Annotated in this window: 14 protein-coding genes and 1 tRNA gene; 14 read left to right on the forward strand and 1 reads right to left on the reverse strand. The window is 71.0% G+C overall.

The features are described 5' to 3' along the window. Positions 1 to 7: 7 nt before the first annotated feature. Positions 8 to 79: transfer RNA gene (locus tag PHA84_RS12705), tRNA-Arg, on the reverse strand. A 55-nt stretch (positions 80 to 134) separates the two neighbouring features. On the opposite strand from PHA84_RS12705, the gene PHA84_RS12710 reads away from it, so the two are divergent. The 14 genes from PHA84_RS12710 (at position 135) to prmC (ending at position 17436) form a co-directional block, all read left to right on the forward strand. Further along, complete coding sequence (locus tag PHA84_RS12710) at positions 135 to 539, forward strand: response regulator (RefSeq protein WP_270888487.1); 405 nt, start codon at positions 135 to 137, stop codon at positions 537 to 539. A gap of 10 nt (positions 540 to 549) precedes the next feature. After that, entirely contained in the window at positions 550 to 2196 is a 1647-nt protein-coding gene (argS, locus tag PHA84_RS12715) for an arginine--tRNA ligase (protein ID WP_270888488.1), read from the forward strand. A 66-nt stretch (positions 2197 to 2262) separates the two neighbouring features. After that, complete coding sequence (lysA, locus tag PHA84_RS12720; RefSeq protein WP_270888489.1) at positions 2263 to 3699, forward strand: diaminopimelate decarboxylase; 1437 nt, start codon at positions 2263 to 2265, stop codon at positions 3697 to 3699. 147 nt (positions 3700 to 3846) lie between these two features. Continuing rightward, complete coding sequence (locus PHA84_RS12725) at positions 3847 to 5193, forward strand: homoserine dehydrogenase (protein WP_442952886.1); 1347 nt, start codon at positions 3847 to 3849, stop codon at positions 5191 to 5193. Beyond that, a complete protein-coding gene (gene thrC, locus PHA84_RS12730) occupies positions 5193 to 6278 on the forward strand; it encodes a threonine synthase (protein WP_270888491.1) in 1086 nt (361 codons plus the stop codon). The genes PHA84_RS12725 and thrC overlap by 1 nt, the downstream gene beginning before the upstream one ends. Then, positions 6278 to 7291: a homoserine kinase gene (locus PHA84_RS12735; RefSeq protein WP_270888492.1), complete on the forward strand. Its 1014-nt coding sequence runs from the start codon at positions 6278 to 6280 to the stop codon at positions 7289 to 7291. The genes thrC and PHA84_RS12735 overlap by 1 nt, the downstream gene beginning before the upstream one ends. 237 nt (positions 7292 to 7528) lie before the next feature. Continuing rightward, positions 7529 to 9859 (forward strand): transcription termination factor Rho, encoded by a 2331-nt coding sequence (gene rho, locus PHA84_RS12740; protein ID WP_270888493.1) that lies wholly within the window; start codon positions 7529 to 7531, stop codon positions 9857 to 9859. 197 nt (positions 9860 to 10056) lie between these two features. Then, a complete protein-coding gene (locus tag PHA84_RS12745) occupies positions 10057 to 10437 on the forward strand; it encodes a response regulator transcription factor (protein WP_270888494.1) in 381 nt (126 codons plus the stop codon). After that, positions 10434 to 11483, forward strand: coding sequence for a HEAT repeat domain-containing protein (locus PHA84_RS12750; RefSeq protein ID WP_270888495.1), 1050 nt, complete (start codon positions 10434 to 10436; stop codon positions 11481 to 11483). The genes PHA84_RS12745 and PHA84_RS12750 overlap by 4 nt, the downstream gene beginning before the upstream one ends. Beyond that, positions 11480 to 12925, forward strand: a complete 1446-nt coding sequence (locus PHA84_RS12755) for a glycosyltransferase family 2 protein (RefSeq protein ID WP_270888496.1) — start codon at positions 11480 to 11482, stop codon at positions 12923 to 12925. Before PHA84_RS12750 ends, PHA84_RS12755 begins: the two co-directional genes overlap by 4 nt. Continuing rightward, positions 12925 to 15006: a sensor histidine kinase gene (locus PHA84_RS12760; RefSeq protein WP_270888497.1), complete on the forward strand. Its 2082-nt coding sequence runs from the start codon at positions 12925 to 12927 to the stop codon at positions 15004 to 15006. Before PHA84_RS12755 ends, PHA84_RS12760 begins: the two co-directional genes overlap by 1 nt. 106 nt (positions 15007 to 15112) lie before the next feature. Beyond that, positions 15113 to 15334 (forward strand): 50S ribosomal protein L31, encoded by a 222-nt coding sequence (rpmE, locus tag PHA84_RS12765; RefSeq protein WP_270888498.1) that lies wholly within the window; start codon positions 15113 to 15115, stop codon positions 15332 to 15334. Positions 15335 to 15451: 117 nt separating this feature from the next. Further along, positions 15452 to 16546, forward strand: coding sequence for a peptide chain release factor 1 (prfA, locus tag PHA84_RS12770; RefSeq protein ID WP_270888499.1), 1095 nt, complete (start codon positions 15452 to 15454; stop codon positions 16544 to 16546). A gap of 35 nt (positions 16547 to 16581) precedes the next feature. Beyond that, on the forward strand, positions 16582 to 17436 hold the full coding sequence (gene prmC / locus PHA84_RS12775; RefSeq protein ID WP_270888658.1) for a peptide chain release factor N(5)-glutamine methyltransferase: 855 nt from the start codon (positions 16582 to 16584) through the stop codon (positions 17434 to 17436). The last annotated feature ends 4 nt before the right edge of the window (positions 17437 to 17440 follow it).

The following is a 17440-nucleotide window of genomic DNA, read 5'->3' on the forward strand; positions in this document are numbered from 1 at the left end:
CCTTCAGTGCCCCCGGCAGGATTCGAACCTGCGCTCCCGCCTCCGGAGGGCGGTGCTCTATCCCCTGAGCTACGGGGGCCCACTCGCCCTGGTGAAGGGGCGCTCGGTGAGGGTAGCAGCCTAGTCTTGGGCCCATGGAACGCGGGGGAGTCGTCATGGTCTGTGACGACACGGAGCAGATCAGACGGCTCATCCGGCTGAACCTCGAGCTGGAGGGCTACGACGTCCTCGAGGCCGCCGACGGCCAGGAGCTCCTGGACAGCCTCGCCGGCTCCGCTGAGCTGCCGGGCGTCATCACGCTCGACGCGCAGATGGCTCCGCGCGACGGCTGGTGGGCCATCGCCCAGATCCGTGCCGACGAGCGGCTACGCCACATTCCGGTGGTGATGGTGACGGCCTCCGTCCAGCAGCACGACCGGGTCCAGGCGCAGAGCTCAGGGCTCGACGCGTTCGTGCCCAAGCCGTTCGACCCCGACAAGCTCGTGGAGGTCGTCGGGGGCCTCATGGCCAGGGGCAGGGGGCAGGCGCCGTCCGCCTAGACTTGCCCGGGTGACCCCGGAAGAGCTCTCCGCAGCCATACGCGCCGCTCTCGACGATGCTGTCGCCGCCGGCGAACTCACCGTCGAGGTGCCGGCGGAGGTCCGCGTGGAGCGACCCAGGAACCGCGACCACGGGGACTGGTCCACCAACGTGGCGCTCCAGATCGCCAAGGCCGCCGCCAAACCCCCTCGCGAGGTTGCCGCGGTGCTCGCCGAGCGGCTGGGAAAGGCGCGGGGGGTCAAGGCCGTCGACATCGCCGGACCGGGCTTCCTCAACGTCACCCTCGACATCGCCTCGGCCGGTGAGCTGGCCCGCTCGGTCGTGGAGCTGGGGACCGCCTTCGGTCGGAACGAGTCGGAGGCCGGTCACACGATCAACCTGGAGTTCGTCTCCGGCAACCCCACCGGTCCGCTGCACATCGGCCACACGCGCTGGGCGGCGCTCGGCGACGCTCTGGCCCGGCTGCTGCGGGCCTCCGGTGCCGCGGTGACGACGGAGTACTACGTCAACGACGCCGGCGCCCAGATGGACAAGTTCGGCGCGTCGATCGTCGCCCGGGCCAGAGGCGAGGAGGTGCCCGAGGACGGGTATCCCGGGGAGTACGTCACGGCACTGGCGCAGGAGGTCCTCGCGCAGCGTCCGGACCTCACGTCCCTTCCGCCCGAGGAGGCGACCGCTGTCGCCAGAGACCTCGGGTATGCCGCGCAGCTGCGCGCCATCAGGGCGACCCTGGACGCCTTCGGGGTGCATTTCGACGTCTGGTTCTCCGAGCAGGCCCTGCACGACGACGACGCCGTCTCGAAGGCGGTCGAGCGGCTGCGGCAGCAGGGCCACGTCGAGGACCGTGACGGGGCGGTATGGCTGCGCACCACGGACTTCGGGGACGACAAGGACCGGGTGCTCGTCCGCGCCAACGGCACCCCGACCTACTTCGCGGCCGACGCGGCGTACTACCTGTCGAAGAAGGACCGAGGCTTCACCGAGAAGGTCTACATGCTCGGGGCGGACCACCACGGCTACGTCAACCGGCTCAAGGCCATTGCGGCGTGCGCCGGGGACGACCCGGAGGCCAGCATCGAGGTGCTCATCGGCCAGCTCATCAACATCGCGGGTGAGCGGATGGGCAAGAGACGCGGCAACGCCATCTACCTCGACGACCTCATCGAGTGGATCGGCACCGACGCGATCCGTTACTCGCTGGCGCGCTACCCCGCGGACAGCCCGCTCTCGCTGAATGGTGAGGACCTGCGCAAGCAGACGAACGACAACCCCGTGTTCTACGTGCAGTACGCCCACGCCCGCACCTCCAACGTCGCTCGGCTGGCGGGGGAGGACGGCGTCCGCCGGGAGGACGGCTTCGACCCGTCGTTGCTCGCCGACCCGACGGAGGCGGCGCTGCTGGCGGTCCTCGGGGACTTCCCCCGTGTCGTCGCCCAGGCGGCCCACCTCCGCGAGCCGCACCGCGTCGCGCGCTACCTCGAGGACCTGGCCGGCAGGTTCCACAAGTGGTACGACACGTGCCGGGTGCGACCGATGAGCGTCGACGAGCAGGTCACGGACCTGCATCGCACGCGGTTGTGGCTCAACGACGCCACCCGCCAGGTCCTGGCCAACGGGCTGGACCTGCTGGGGGTCTCGGCACCCGAGCGCATGTGACGGCGCTGCACCGGCACGTGTGACAGTGGCCCGGGTCAGGACCGGGCCGGGAAAGGCAGGACGACGATGCGCGCTCACGAGGCGGGAGCCCTCCACGCCGAGGGGTACGGCGGCCCCCCGCACTGGCTACCGTGGCCGCGCGACGTCATGGAGCTCCTTCCGCAGCTGTGGCCGCGGACGATCGGACGCGACGAGGCCGGACGGCTCACGGTCGGGGGGCTCGACGTGGTGACGATCGCGCGCGACTTCGGCACGGCGGCGTACGTGGTGGACGAGGAGGACTTCCGGGCGCGCGCCCGTGCCTTCCGGGACGAGTTCGGCGAGCCGTTCGCCGAGCTCGGTGGCGTGGACGTCTACTACGCCGGCAAGGCGTTCCTGTGCACCGAGGTCGCCCGCTGGGTCGCCCAGGAGGGGCTCTTCCTGGACGTCTGCTCCGGTGGTGAGCTGGCGGTGGCTCAGCGGGCCGAGTTCCCGGCTGAGCGGATCGGCCTGCACGGCAACAACAAGTCCGTGGCCGAGCTCCGGCAGGCCCTGCGTTACGGGGTCGGGCGCATCGTCGTCGACTCGTTCGAGGAGATCGACCGGCTCGCGGCCCTCGCCGGGGAGCTCGGGGTCCAGGCACCGGTCATGGTGCGGGTCACGGTGGGGGTCGAGGCGCATACGCACGAGTTCATCGCCACGGCGCACGAGGACCAGAAGTTCGGCTTCTCCCTCGCCGGTGGCCAGGCGGCCGAGGCGGTCGCGCGAGTCGTGGGGCACGGGGACGCGCTCCGGCTGCTGGGGCTGCACTCGCACATCGGAAGCCAGATCTTCGACACCTCCGGTTTCGAGGTGTCGGCCCGGCGCCTCATCGGCCTGCACGCGGACGTGGCGCGCGTGCACGGCATCCATCTGCCGGAGCTGGACCTCGGCGGGGGTTTCGGCATCGCGTACACCTCGGAGCACACCCCGTTGCACCCCAAGGCACTGGGTGAGCAGCTGGCCGACCTCGTCGTGCGTGAGCTGAAGTCGGTGGGCGACGGGAGCCCCGACACCCCCACGCCGCGAATCTCGATCGAGCCGGGGCGGGCCATCGTCGGGCCGAGCACCTTCACCCTCTACGAGGTCGGCACCGTCAAGGACGTCGAGGTGGGTGCCGGCACGGTCCGCACCTACGTGTCGGTCGACGGCGGGATGAGCGACAACATCCGCACCGCCCTCTACGACGCCGACTACTCCTGCACGCTTGCCAGCCGCCGGTCCGACGCACCACCCCGGCTCGCGCGCGTGGTCGGTCGGCACTGCGAGAGCGGGGACATCGTCGTCATGGACGAGTACCTCCCCGACGACATCGCCCCCGGTGACCTGGTCGCCGTACCGGGGACGGGAGCCTACTGCCGCAGCATGGCGAGCCAGTACAACCACACGCCACGCCCGCCCGTGCTGGCCGTCCGGGAGGGCCGGGCCCGGGTCTTGGTGCGCCGGGAGACGGTGGAAGATCTGTTGGCGCTCGATGTCGGCTGAGAAGGTTTCGTGCGGGACGGCCCCCGGCGCGAAAGGAGGTCCGGATGTCGGAACGTCCGGCGTCCACGGTGTGGACACGGCACGATGGTGGCAGTCCCGACCGAGGGCCGAGGGGGCACAAGGAGCAGGGAGTGGATGGGTGGCATCGTGAGTGAGAGCCAGAACGTGGAGCAGCAGCCGCTACGAGTGGCTCTGCTCGGCTGTGGCGTCGTCGGTTCCTCCGTGGCGACGATGCTCACCCAGCACGCCGACGACCTTGCGGCCCGCGTGGGCCGGCCGCTGGAGCTCGTCGGCATCGCCGTGCGCCGTCCCGGACGCGACCGGTCGGAACTGCCCGTCGACCCGGGCCTCTTCACCACGGACGCCGACTCCCTGGTCGCGCGCGCGGACATCGTCATCGAGGTCATCGGCGGGATCGAACCGGCTCGCAGCCTCATCGAGAGCGCCATGAAGCACGGCGCCTCCGTGGTGTCGGCGAACAAGGCGCTGCTCGCGGAGGCTGGTCCGAGCCTGTACGCCGCGGCCGCCGCGCATGGCGTGGACCTGTACTACGAGGCTGCGGTGGCCGGCGCGATCCCCATCCTGCGGCCGATCCGCGAGTCGCTGGCCGGCGACGACGTACGCAAGGTCCTGGGCATCGTCAACGGCACGACCAACTACGTGCTGGACAAGATGGACACGACCGGCCAGGGCTTCGCGGAGGCGGTCGAGCAGGCCCAGGCGCTGGGGTACGCGGAGGCGGACCCGACAGCGGACGTCGAGGGCTTCGACGCTGCGGCCAAGGCGGCGATCCTCGCGTCTCTCGCCTTCCACACGCGGGTCTCCAGCGACCAGGTCTACCGCGAGGGCATCACCGAGGTCACCGCGGCGGACGTGCAGGCGGCCCGAGAGATGGACTGTGTGGTCAAGCTGCTCGCGATCTGCGAGCGGACCGAGACGGTGGACGAGGCGGGAGTGGCGAGCCCCGGCGTCAGCGTGCGGGTGCACCCGGCGATGATCCCGCGGTCGCATCCGCTGGGCAGCGTGCGGGAGGCTTTCAACGCCGTCTTCGTCGAGGCCGACGCCGCCGGCCAGCTCATGTTCTACGGCAAGGGCGCCGGTGGTGACCCCACCGCCAGCGCGGTGCTCGGCGACGTGGTGGCCGTGGCTCGCCACCGGGTCGGCGGCGGGCGCGGTCCTGGCGAGTCCGCGTACGCCGACCTGCCTGTGCTCGACATGGGCAAGGCGCTGACGCGGTACCACATCAGCCTCGACGTGGAGGACCGTCCCGGCGTGCTGGCCCAGGTAGCCACATCGTTCGCCGAGCATGGCGTCTCCATCGAGACGGTGCGCCAGCAGATCGTCGGCTCGGTCGACGAGGCCGAGAGCAGGGCCAACCTCATCGTCGTGACGCACACGGCACCGGATGCGGCGCTCGCGGCGACCGTGGAGGCGCTGTCCGCCCTCGACACCGTTCGAGAGGTGACGTCGGTGATGAGGGTGGAAGGAGCCTGATGGCGTCGCTGTGGCAGGGAGTCATCCGCGAGTACGCCGCCCGGCTTCCGGGCCTGCAGGGCGCGCCGGTGGTGACCCTGCAGGAGGGGGGCACGCCGCTGCTGCCCGCCGAGCATCTGTCGTCGCTGACGGGGGCCCGCGTCTTCGTCAAGTACGAGGGGCTCAACCCCACCGGCTCCTTCAAGGACCGGGGGATGACGGCGGCGATCTCCATGGCGGCCAAGCATGGGGCCAAGGCGGTGATCTGCGCGTCGACCGGCAACACCAGCGCCAGTGCCGCCGCGTATGCCACGAAGGCCGGCATGGCCTGCGCCGTCCTCGTGCCTGAGGGCAAGATCGCGATGGGGAAGCTGAGCCAGGCCATCGCGCACGGCGCCACCCTGCTCCAGGTGGACGGCAACTTCGACGACTGCCTCACCCTGGCTCGCAAGCTGGCCGAGGCCTACCCGGTCGAGCTCGTGAACTCGGTGAACCCGGCGCGCATCGAGGGTCAGAAGACCGCCTCGTTCGAGGTCGTGGACGCCCTCGGCGACGCGCCGGACATCCACTGCCTACCGGTCGGGAACGCCGGCAACATCACGGCGTACTGGCAGGGGTACCGCGAGTACCACCGCGACTCGGGAACCCCTGGGCCGGCCACCAGGCTGCCGCAGATGTGGGGCTTCCAAGCGGCCGGAGCCGCCCCCATCGTGCTCGGCCATCCGGTGGACCATCCCGACACGATCGCCACCGCCATCCGGATCGGCAACCCCGCGTCGTGGAAGCAGGCCGAACAGGCGCGCGACGACTCCGGCGGGCGCATCGAGTCGGTGACCGACGAGCAGATCCTGACCGCTCACCGTGTGCTCTCGGCGCGGGAGGGGATCTTCGTGGAACCCGGTTCGGCCGCGTCCGTCGCCGGGCTGCTCCAGGCCCATGAGTCCGGTCTGGTGCCGCCCGGCGCCACGGTGGTGTGCACCGTGACCGGTCACGGGCTCAAGGACCCGCAATGGGCCCTGAAGAATGCCGACGGCTCGGAGGTCACCCCGACGCGCGTCCCGGTCGACGCCTTCTCCGCGGCCCAGGCACTGGGGCTGGACGGCTGATGGGCGGACGCCTCGGGCCGGGTACGTCGGTCGAGGTGCGGGTCCCCGCCAGCAGCGCGAACCTCGGTCCGGGCTTCGACTCGGTGGGACTTGCCCTGGGACTGTGGGACACCTGTGTCGCCACGGTGACCGACGAGCCAGGGCTGCACATCGAGGTGGAGGGCGAGGGCGCCGACGAGGTGCCCCGCGACTCTACGCATTTCGTCTACCGGACCATGCGCAGGACCTGGGAGGAGCTGGGGGTGCGGCCCCCTTCCGGGCTGCACCTCGAGTGCCGCAATGCGGTCCCGCACGGGCGTGGGCTCGGCTCCTCTGCCACTGCCATAGTCACCGGAGTCGTTGCGGCACAAGCACTTTCGGCCTGTCCTGAGCGAGGAAGCCCGCGTGGCGCACGGCTCGCGGCCGCCGGCGAAGGGACAGCCGCCCCGCTGGCGCTGGCGGAGCCGGAGTTCTGCATCGCCCCCGACCTGGGCTTCGTGAACGACCTGGCGGCCAGGCTCGAGGGCCACCCGGACAACTCGTCGGCAAGCGTGTACGGCGGGCTGACCCTGTCCTGGTCCGACGACGGGGAAGGACGCACCCGCACGCTGCGGCTGGTCCTGCACCCCGACGTGCGGGTCCGCGTGCTGGTCCCCGGCGCCCAGCTGTCCACGGCCAAGGCGCGATCGGTTCTGCCCAGCCACGTACGACATGCGGATGCGGCTCTCAACTCCGCGCGAGCAGCCCTGCTCGTGCAGGCGCTGACCACGCAGCCGGAATACCTCCTGGACGGCACGCGGGAGTGGCTGCACCAGGAGGCTCGCCGTGAGAGCTTCCCGGAGTCGATGGCGAGCGTGGACCGGCTCCGGGCCGCCGGGCATGCGGCGGTGATCTCCGGCGCGGGGCCCTCCGTCCTGGTGCTCAGCACGCGTGACCGGGTCTCCGCGGTCGCCGACCTGGTGGACCGGCAGTGGCGGCTGCTCGACCCCGGCGTCCCTACGAAGGGGGCCCAGGTCAGACGCCTGACACGCTGAAGGCAATCTCGCGACCGAGGAGTATGCGTCCGGGTAACGGTGTTACATTGATGGCGTACTCGCAGCCGATGCCACCTCTCGTGCATCCAGCAGCGAGCTGCACCCACCACATGTCGGCAGCCTCGACGCTGCCTAGGCCCTCCTTGTGCCGCATGTGGCTCCAATGGCCAGCGCCCCTGGCCCAAGCACCGGCTCGTCATCTGACGGCGAACCGCATACGAGGGGGAAGGATCCTTCGTGACAGACACCACCACTCTCGACGCTGCGACGCCGCAGGACGAGAAGCCGCGCCGCTCCGGCGCGCTGAGCACCATGAAGGTGGCTGAGCTCCAGGGCCTGGCCGCGAGCATGGGCATCACCGGCACCGCCAAGATGCGCAAGGGTGACCTCGTCACCGCGATCAGGGACCGGCAGTCGGGTGGATCCGCGCCCAGGCAAGCCCCGCAGGCGGAGGGCGCTCAGGCAGCCGGCGCCCAGGCGGCCGGCGCCGCCGCGACTCACGGAGCAGCAGCGGTCGACGGGACACCAGCGGTCGACGGAACGGCAGCGCAGACCACGCGCAGCGCCCGTGGCCACTCACAGGTGGAGACCGGCGTCGACGGCGCCCCCGCCCGCAGCCGGCGTGCGAGCCGCGCAACGCAGCGGGCCCCCAAGGGTGACGTGGCCCGGCAGGAAGGCCAGGCCCGAGCGGCCGAGGACGACGGCGCCGGCCAGCGGCCGGACGCCCGCCAGCAGGTACCCGGCCCAGAGCACGACCGCATCGGCGTCGACGAACCCCGGCCGGGCGACCGGCACCATGACGACCGGCTCCACGACGACCGCCAGCGGGACGACCGCCAGCGGGACGACCGCCAGCAGGACGACCGCCAGCAGGACGACCGCCAGCGGGACGACCGCCAGCGGGACGACCGCCAGCAGGACGACCGCCAGCAGGGCGAGGGCCGGTCCAGCCGGGAGGATCGGCAGGGCGACCGTCAGCGGAACGCTGACGACCGCCGCGACCGTTCGGACCGGGGCGAGCGGAGCTACCGTGGCGACCGCTCTGACCGGAGCGAGCGCGCGGACCGTCAGCAGGACGACCGTCAGCAGAACCGGGGCCAGCAGAACGACCGCTTCGACCGTCAGCAGGGCGACCGCGCGGACCGTCAGCAGGACGACCGTCAGCAGAACCGGGGCCAGCAGAACGACCGCTTCGACCGTCAGCAGGACGACCGTCAGGACCGCCAGCAGGGCGGGAGTCCGAACCAGGGTCAGGCCGGCTACGGCGCGGACGACGACGAGCGCGGCGGGCGCCGCCGGAACCGCAACCGGAACCGCAACCGCGACAGGGACCGCGACAAGCGGGGTCCCGCTCGCGGGGGTCGGGACTTCGCCGGCGAGTACGACGACGTACCGGCGGTGGCCGAGGACGACGTGCTCGTCCCCGTCGCCGGCATTCTCGACGTACTGGAGAACTACGCCTTCGTACGGACGTCCGGTTACCTTGCGGGTCCAGGAGACGTCTACGTGCCGCTGGGCATGGTGAAGAAGAACGGCATGCGCAAGGGCGACGCCGTCACCGGAGCGGTCAGGGCCGTCCGCGAGGACCAGCAGCAGAACCAGCGTCAGAAGTTCAACGCGCTGGTCCGTCTCGACACCGTCAACGGTATGACCCCCGACGACGCCAGGAAGCGCGTCGAGTTCGGCAAGCTCACGCCGCTGTACCCGCAGCAGCGACTGCGCCTCGAGACCGAGCCGCAGCAGCTCACGACCCGGGTCATCGACCTCGTGGCGCCGATCGGCAAGGGACAGCGCGGCCTCATCGTCGCCCCTGCGAAGGCCGGTAAGACGATGGTCATGCAGGCCATCGCCAACGCCATCACGACGAACAACCCCGAGTGCCACCTGATGGTCGTGCTCGTGGACGAGCGTCCTGAAGAGGTCACCGACATGCAGCGTGCCGTGAAGGGCGAGGTCATCGCCTCGACGTTCGACCGGCCCGCCGACGACCACACCACCGTCGCGGAGCTCGCCATCGAGCGCGCCAAGCGGCTGGTCGAGATGGGCCACGACGTGGTGGTCCTGCTCGACTCGATCACGAAGCTGGCTCGCGCCTTCAACCTCGCCGCGCCGGCGAGTGGGCGGATCCTGTCCGGTGGCGTGGACGCCGCCGCGCTGTACCCGCCGAAGAAGTTCTTCGGCGCAGCCCGCAACATCGAGCACGGTGGCTCGCTCACCATCCTGGCGACCGCACTCGTCGAGACGGGCTCGCGGATGGACGAGTACATCTTCGAGGAGTTCAAGGGCACCGGGAACATGGAGCTGAAGCTCGATCGCGGCTTGGCGAACCGAAGGATCTTCCCGGCCGTCGACATCAACGCCTCGGGTACGCGCAAGGAGGAGATCCTCCTCTCCAGTGAAGAGCTGAAGATCATGTGGAAGCTGCGTCGCGTGCTCGCCGCGCTCGACCAGCAGCAGGGCATCGAGCTGCTCATCGACCGCATCAGGAAGACCAAGAGCAACGTGGAGTTCCTCATGCAGGTCCAGCAGACGTCGAACATACGCCTCGACGACGAGGACCGCGACTGAGGCGCACCGCATCCACGAGGGAGGCCCATCGCAGCCGCGACTGAGGCGCGTGGGGTCCACCGCTGAGGCCTGGCACCTGAGGGTGCCGGGCCTCAGCCGTATGGCTCTTCTTGCGCGGCTGATGCGGTTTGTCGCTGTGCTGGCGGATAGGCTTGCTGTTGCTTGAGTCGGGGGGCCGATGAGAGGAAAGACTGGCTGTGACCGCTGAGGGCGTTCGGGTGCTTGTCGCAGACGACGACGAGGACATCAGGGACCTCGTGGAGTTCAAGCTCTCCCAGTCGGGCTACTCGGTGCAGGCGGTCCCCGACGGCCTTGCGGCGTGGGAGGCCTTCCAGGAGGACGCCCCGAGCCTGGCCATCCTCGACGTGATGATGCCGGGGTTGTCCGGCATCGACGTCCTGCGCAAGATCCGGGAGAGCGAGCACCCTCGGGTGCCGGTGCTCCTGTTGAGCGCCAAGTCCCGCGACAGCGACGTCGACACCGGGTTCGCCGTGGGGGCCGACGACTACGTCATCAAGCCGTTCAGCCCGCGCGAGCTGCTGCACCGCGTCAACGGGATGCTGGCGCGCGCCCGGTGACCGGTCCCGCGCTGCTGTGGGTCACGAGCGGCGGGGTCCTCGTGGCGTGTCTCGGCCTGGTGCTGCTGATCGTCGCCACGAAGCTCATGCGGACCAGCCGAGGACGCACGGCTGAAGCACTGGTGGCCCCCTTCCGAGCAGATCTGCTGGCCGTCTCCGTCGGCGAGGACCCGGACGGAGCCCATCTGGCGCGCCTCTCGGCGGCCGGCGGCCCGTCCCGCCTCGCGGTCGACGAGGCGATGGTCCGGTTCCTCGGCAAGGTGCGCGGGACGCCCGCGGAACAGCTCCAGGAGGTCCTGCAGAAACACGGCGCCACGAAACGGGCTCTGCGTCAGCTCCACAACCGGTCGCCCGTTCATCGTGCCCTGGCGGCCCAGCTCCTCGGACTCTGTCACGAACAGGCTGCCGTCCCACGACTGGTCGAGTGCCTGGCGGACCCGGCACGGGAGGTCCGGGCGAGCGCCGTCGACGCCCTGGGCCGGATAGGGAACCCTACGGCGGCGCCATCGGTCCTTGCCGCCGTGGGGGCGGGACGAGCCGTCCCGGCAGGTGCGGCGGCGGACGCGCTCGAGGACATGGGGGTCGGGATCTCGGAGGCCCTGCGGACCGCCCTGGCCGACGGCGACCCGACGACGCGCGCCGTGGCCGCCTACCTCAGTGGTGCGGGCAGCTTCACCCGCTCGATCCCCGGACTTCGCCGGCTCACCGCCGAGGACCCTGATGTCACGGTGCGGATCACTGCTGCCCGGGCCTTGGGACGCATCGGACGCTCGGAGGACGTGGAGGTGCTGATGAGGCAGACCTCCGCCGACCGACCCAGGGAGCTGCGCAGGGCCGGTGCGGCTGCACTCGGTGACCTGGGTGAGCCCTCTGCCACCCGGGGGCTCCGCGCCCTCGTCCACGACGACGACCCACGGCTTGCCGAGCTGGCGGCAAGCGCGCTGCTTCGGCTGGGGGAGGAGGGCCGCGCCGCGCTGACGACTGCCTCGGGCGCCCCCGTGGAGTCGGCCCTGGCGCTCGAGCGGCTCAGGAGCCAGGTCGCATGACGACGCGGGGCCTCGTGGATCCTCTCCGCTCGGCGGTCCTCTCCCTGATGGAGCTCACGTCCGTCCCGATCCTCGTGTACTTCGTCGTCATCAACCTGTCGTACCTGCTGCTCATCGTGCTCGCCGCCCTCGACTTCCGCGTCCAGCTGCGCAGGCGGCAGGCCTCGGTGGAGTCGTTCGGTGGGGCGATGACCCCCGGCGTGTCCCTGCTCGTGCCGGCCTACAACGAGGAGATGGGGATCGTCACCTCGGTCCAGGCACTGCTCTCGCTGCGCTACCCCCGCCACGAGGTCGTGGTCGTCGACGACGGCAGTACCGACGGGACCTTCGAGCGGCTGCGCGCGGCCTTCGACCTCGTTCCCATCCCTCGACAGATCCCTGCGGAGGTCCCCGTCCGTGCACGCGTCCTCGGCGTGCACGTGCCACGGGACGGTCGGACCCGGCTCATCGTCGTCCGGAAGGAGAACTCCGGCAAGCACGAAGCCGTCAACCTGGCGATCAGCGCGGCCACCGAGCCGCTCGTCGCCATGATCGACGCCGACTCCGTCCTGGAGCCGGACGCGCTGCTGCGGGTGACCCGTCCCTTCGTCGACGACCCCACCCGGATGATCGCCACCGGCGGTGCCATCCGCCCGGTCAACGGCAGCCGCGTCGTCGCGGGTCGCGTGGTCCACGTGCGGCTGCCCTCTGCGTGGCTTGCTCGCATCCAGGTCGTGGAGTACCTCCGCGCGTTCCTCCTCGGGCGGACCGGCTGGTCGCGGTTCGGCGCCCTCATCCTCATCAGCGGCGCGTTCGGGGTCTTCCGCCGTGACGTGCTGGTGGAGGTCGGCGGCCTGAACCCGGACAGCATCGGGGAGGACTTCGAGCTCGTCCTGCGGATCCACCGCAGGCTGCGCGACGAGGGGCGTGACTACCGAGTGGGCTTCGTGCCCGAGCCGGTCCTGTGGACCGAGGTGCCCTCCACCCTCAGCGTGCTGCGCAACCAGCGCAGGCGGTGGCACCGCGGGCTCTGGGAGACGTTGTGGGCCTACCGCGCGATGGTCCTGCGACCGCGCTACGGAAAGGTGGGGATGGTGGCGCTGCCGTACTACTGGGCGTTCGAGCTGTTCGCCCCGCTGCTGGAGCTCTTCGGCATCGTCATCGTGCCGCTCGCCCTGCTGCTGGGTGTCGTCGACATCCCGTACGCGCTCCTCTTCCTCTCGGTGGCGTACGGCCTGGCGATCTTCGTGAACCTCGCCGCTATGGCTGCCGAGGAGTGGTCCTTCCACCGGCACGAGCGGTGGCGCGACCTCGGCCTGACGCTGGTGGCGGCGGTCTTCGAGAACGTCGGCTACCGGCAGCTCACGCTCTGGTGGCGACTCGAGGGCTGGTGGGCCAGTCTGCGTCGAAAGCAGCAGGTCTGGGGCGTCATGACGCGGGCCGGCTTCGAGGAGGCGTCGTAGTGAGGGGACTGTCGGGACGGTCCGTCAAGACGCAGCTGCGGGTCTTCGGCATCGCGCTCCTCCTGCTGTTCCCGGTCGTCGCGGCGTCGACCGCGTGGAACATCCGGTCACAGGGTCGGGACATCGAGGCGTTGACCCTTGCGCTGGGGCCGGCCTTCGACGCCAACAACGCCGCGCTCATCGACATGACCGAGGCCAACACGACCTGGAGCCAGGTCATGGGAGCGGCCGCCCCGCGCTCGCAGGCGCTGAACCAGAACGAGGTCCTCGGCGACCTCGACGCCGTCCATAGCGCGATCAGCTCCCCTGCGCTGGACAACCGGCACCACCGTCAGTACGACGTCCTGCTGACGAGGCAGCGCACGGCGGCCCAGGCCTGGTACCGGGCCGCAGTCGCCGCCGAGGCGGGCATCGACGGCGCGGCGCCGGGCGACAGCGCCGGGGAAGTGGCGGCCAACCGGGAGTTCCAGCACTTCCGTGACAGCAACCGCGCCCTGCGTCAGGAGATCGGCCGGCAGCGCGACCGCGCGCGCGAGGGCGCGAGCGACTCGGCCCAGGTCCTCTTCGGCGTGGAGCTGCTGACGCTCATCGTCGCGATGCTCATCGTCCTGGTCGGCTGGCGGATGGGACAGAGGTCGATCAGTGGCCCACTGGACCGGCTGCGCCGAGTCGTCTCCACCCAGCGGGACGGCCAGCGGGACCTCCAGGCGGACACCCAGCGGGGTTCCGAGGAGGTCCGTGAGCTGGCCCGTGACTTCAACGGCCTCACCCGGGCCAACACCGTGCTTCGCGAGCAGCACGCCATGGTGCTGCTCGCACACCAGCTGGCGCTCGACGTCGCGCGGGGCGTCCACGGTGCTCCCGACACCGAGCAGGCCATGCGGTTGGTCTGCGCCATGCTCGGAGAAGGACTGGCGGCCGACCGCGTGCTGCTCTACACGCACGACGAGGCCGGACAGGTCGACGAGCGCACGCAGTGGCATCGGTACGACCTGCCGGACGTCCCCCCGCTTCCGCCTTCGCTGGCAGGTGAGGTCCAGAAGGTCAACGACGACCTGCGACGCGATGCGAGGGTGTTCGCGCCCGCTGACTTCATGGCCCCGGAGATCCAGGCAGACCCGCGCGCGGCTCGGTTCGCCAGGGCGACCGGTGCGCACGGCCTGCTCTTGGCACCGGTCGGGGTGGGGGAGCAGGGGCTGGGCGTGCTGTGCGTCCTCATGGTGGACAGCCCACGCAGGTGGCGAAGCTATGAGATCCAGACGGTCCAGCAGTGTGCCGGCTACCTGGCGCAGGCCGTCGTGTCTCTGCGCCTGTCCCAGATGCAGGAGGTGCAGGTCCGGCGGCTCACCGAGATCGACCGGCAGAAGACGGACTTCATGGCCACCGTCTCGCACGAGCTGCGTACACCGCTGACGTCGATCCAGGGGTACCTCGAGCTGCTGGAGGACGGTGACTACGGGGTCCTGACGCAGGAGCAGCTCCATGCCGTGGACATCATCGACCGCAACACCGCCCGGCTGCGCGGTCTGATCGAGGACCTGCTGGTGCTGAACAAGATCGAGGCGACAGGCCTGGAGTCGTCCCTGCAGGAGCTGCCGGTGGACGACCTGCTCGCCGGGGTGGTGGAGATGCTGCGGCCCGTGGCCGAGCGCGGTCGGGTCAAGCTGCTCCGGGAGCCGGTGGAGCCCGACCTCACGGTGAAGGTCGACCGAGGGCAGCTCGAGCGGGCCCTCATCAACCTGGGGTCGAACGCCGTGAAGTTCACCCCCGCAGGCGGCCGTGCCACGGTCAGGGCCGCCCGTCGCGACGGCGCCGTCGTCATCGAGGTCCAGGACACGGGGATCGGCATCCCGGCCGGCGACCGCAAGCAGCTCTTCACCCGGTTCTTCCGGGCGAGCAACGCCACCGCTGCGGCCATCCCCGGCTCGGGACTCGGGCTGGCCATCGTGCAGGCGATCCTCGACGGGCACGGCGGCCGGCTGGACGTGGACTCGGCCGAGGGCGTCGGAACGACCATGAGTGTCGTTCTGCCGCTGGCCGGCGACCGCGTCGGGAATGACCCCGAGCCTGTCGCCGTTTAGGAGATGTGCGCCGCTCTCTGGCACACTAGACCGCTGACCGGTTCACGGCCCACGGGCAGATCGCGGACCTTGCCGACCCGGCCACATGGCACTCGAGGAGCACGCTTTGAAGAAGGACATCCACCCCGCATACGTGGAGACCACGGTGACCTGTACCTGTGGTTCGACGTTCACCACCCGCAGCACCGCGACCTCCGGAGAGATCCGCGCCGAGGTGTGCTCGCAGTGCCACCCGTTCTACACGGGCAAGCAGAAGATCCTCGACACCGGTGGCCGGGTGGCGCGCTTCCAGGCCCGCTACGGCAAGAAGGCCGAGAAGAGCAGCTAGCTGTTCCGATGCGCCGGTCCCGACCCCTCGTGGGCGGGGCCGGCGCATTCGTCTACCTGCCCGCAGAACCTGCAAGCCCCGACCGTCCGCGACCGTCCCGCAGAGCGAGGAGCCCCCGTGCTGGAGTCCGCCGCCGCCCTCGTCCAGGAGCATGCCGACCTGGAGGCGCAGCTGGCCGACCCTGCCGTGCTGGCCGACCAGGACGAGGTCCGCAGGGTGAACAAGCGGTATGCCGCACTCGGGCCGACCGTCGCGGCCTACCACGCGTGGCACGCGGCGAAGGACGACGTGGCGACCGCACGTGAGCTGGCCGTCGAGGACGCCGGCTTCGCCGCGGAGCTGCCCGCCTTGGAGGAGACGCTGCGAGCCGCTGAGGACAAGCTCCGACGCCTGCTGGTGCCGCGCGACCCGGACGACGACCGCGACGTGATCCTCGAGGTCAAGGCGGGAGAGGGCGGCGAGGAGTCCGCCCTGTTCGCCGGCGACCTGCTGCGGATGTACCTGCGCTACGCCGAGCGCCGTGGCTGGAAGACCGAGGTCATCGACGCGACAGAGTCCGACCTCGGTGGGTACAAGGACGTCCAGGTGGCAGTGAAGGCCAGGGGGGCGGCCCAGCCCGGCGACGCTCCCTGGGCTCGGCTGAAGTACGAGGGTGGCGTCCACCGGGTCCAGCGGGTGCCGGTCACGGAGAGCCAGGGCCGCATCCACACGTCGGCCGCCGGCGTGCTGGTCATGCCCGAGGCGGAGGAGGTCGAGGTGACCATCGACCCGAACGACCTCAAGATCGACGTCTATCGCAGCTCCGGCCCGGGTGGACAGTCCGTCAACACCACCGACTCGGCCGTGCGGATCACTCACCTGCCGACGGGAACGGTCGTCTCCTGCCAGAACGAGAAGAGCCAGCTGCAGAACAAGGAGTCCGCGCTGCGGGTCCTGCGCGCCAGGCTGCACCAGCTCGCGAAGGACGCGGCCGACGCCGAGGCGAGTGCGGCCCGCCGGAGCCAGATCCGCACCGTGGACCGCAGCGAGCGGATCCGCACGTACAACTACCCGGAGAACCGCCTCTCCGACCACCGCACCGGGTTCAAGAGCTACAACCTCGACTCGGTGCTCGACGGCGAGCTCGACGCGGTCGTGCAGTCCGCGGTCGACGCCGACGAGGCGGCGCGGATGGCCGCGGTGGCGGAGGCCTCTGCCGGCTCCCATCCGTGAGCCGCGAGCACGTCGTCCGGGGCTCGGCCCCCACCATGCGTGAGGCGGTCCGGCGCGCCACGGCGGCGTTGGGGGCCGCGGGAGTGGCCTCCGCGGAGAGCGATGCGGTCGCCCTCGCTGCCCACGCCCTGCGGACGTCCGGGTCCGAGGTTCGCAAGGCCATGGTCCTGGGCGGTCCGGGGCCGGAGCCGACGGCGTACGAGGCGTTGGTCGCACAGCGTGCGGACCGGGTGCCGCTGCAGCACCTGACCGGGCGAGCGGCCTTCCGCAGGCTGGAGCTCTCGGTCGGGCCAGGCGTCTTCGTGCCCCGCCCGGAGACCGAGCTTGTCGCCGGACTGGCCATCGAGGCCGCACGCGAGGTAGACCAGCCGGCCGTGGTGGACCTGTGCACGGGGTCGGGAGCGATCGCGCTGGCTGTCGCTGACGAGGTCGCCGGGGCCACCGTCTACGCCGTCGAGCTCGACGAGCACGCGTACGCATGGGCTGCGCGAAACCTCCACCAGCTGGCGCTCCCGGTCGAGCTGCGCCTGGGCGACGCGACGACCGCCTTCCCCGAGCTCGACGGCGCGGTGCATGTCGTCGTATCGAACCCGCCGTACATCCCTGTCGACATGGTGCCCGTCGACCCGGAGGTCCGCGACCACGACCCGGAGCTGGCCCTCTACGGCGGCAGCGACGACGGCCTCGCCGTCCCCTTGGCTGTGGCGCGGCGTGCGGCCGCGCTCCTTCGCCCGGGAGGCGTCCTGGTCATGGAGCACGCCGACACCCAGGGCCAGACCCTCCCGCAGGCCCTTGCCCGGACGGGGCACTGGGACGAGGTCGAGGACCACCTCGACCTCGCGGGACGTCCGCGGGCCACGACGGCCCGGCGGCGCGGCGGCGCTTCCTGATCCG

Source organism: Pedococcus sp. 5OH_020 (genome assembly GCF_027812955.1).
GTDB lineage: Bacteria > Actinomycetota > Actinomycetes > Actinomycetales > Dermatophilaceae > Pedococcus.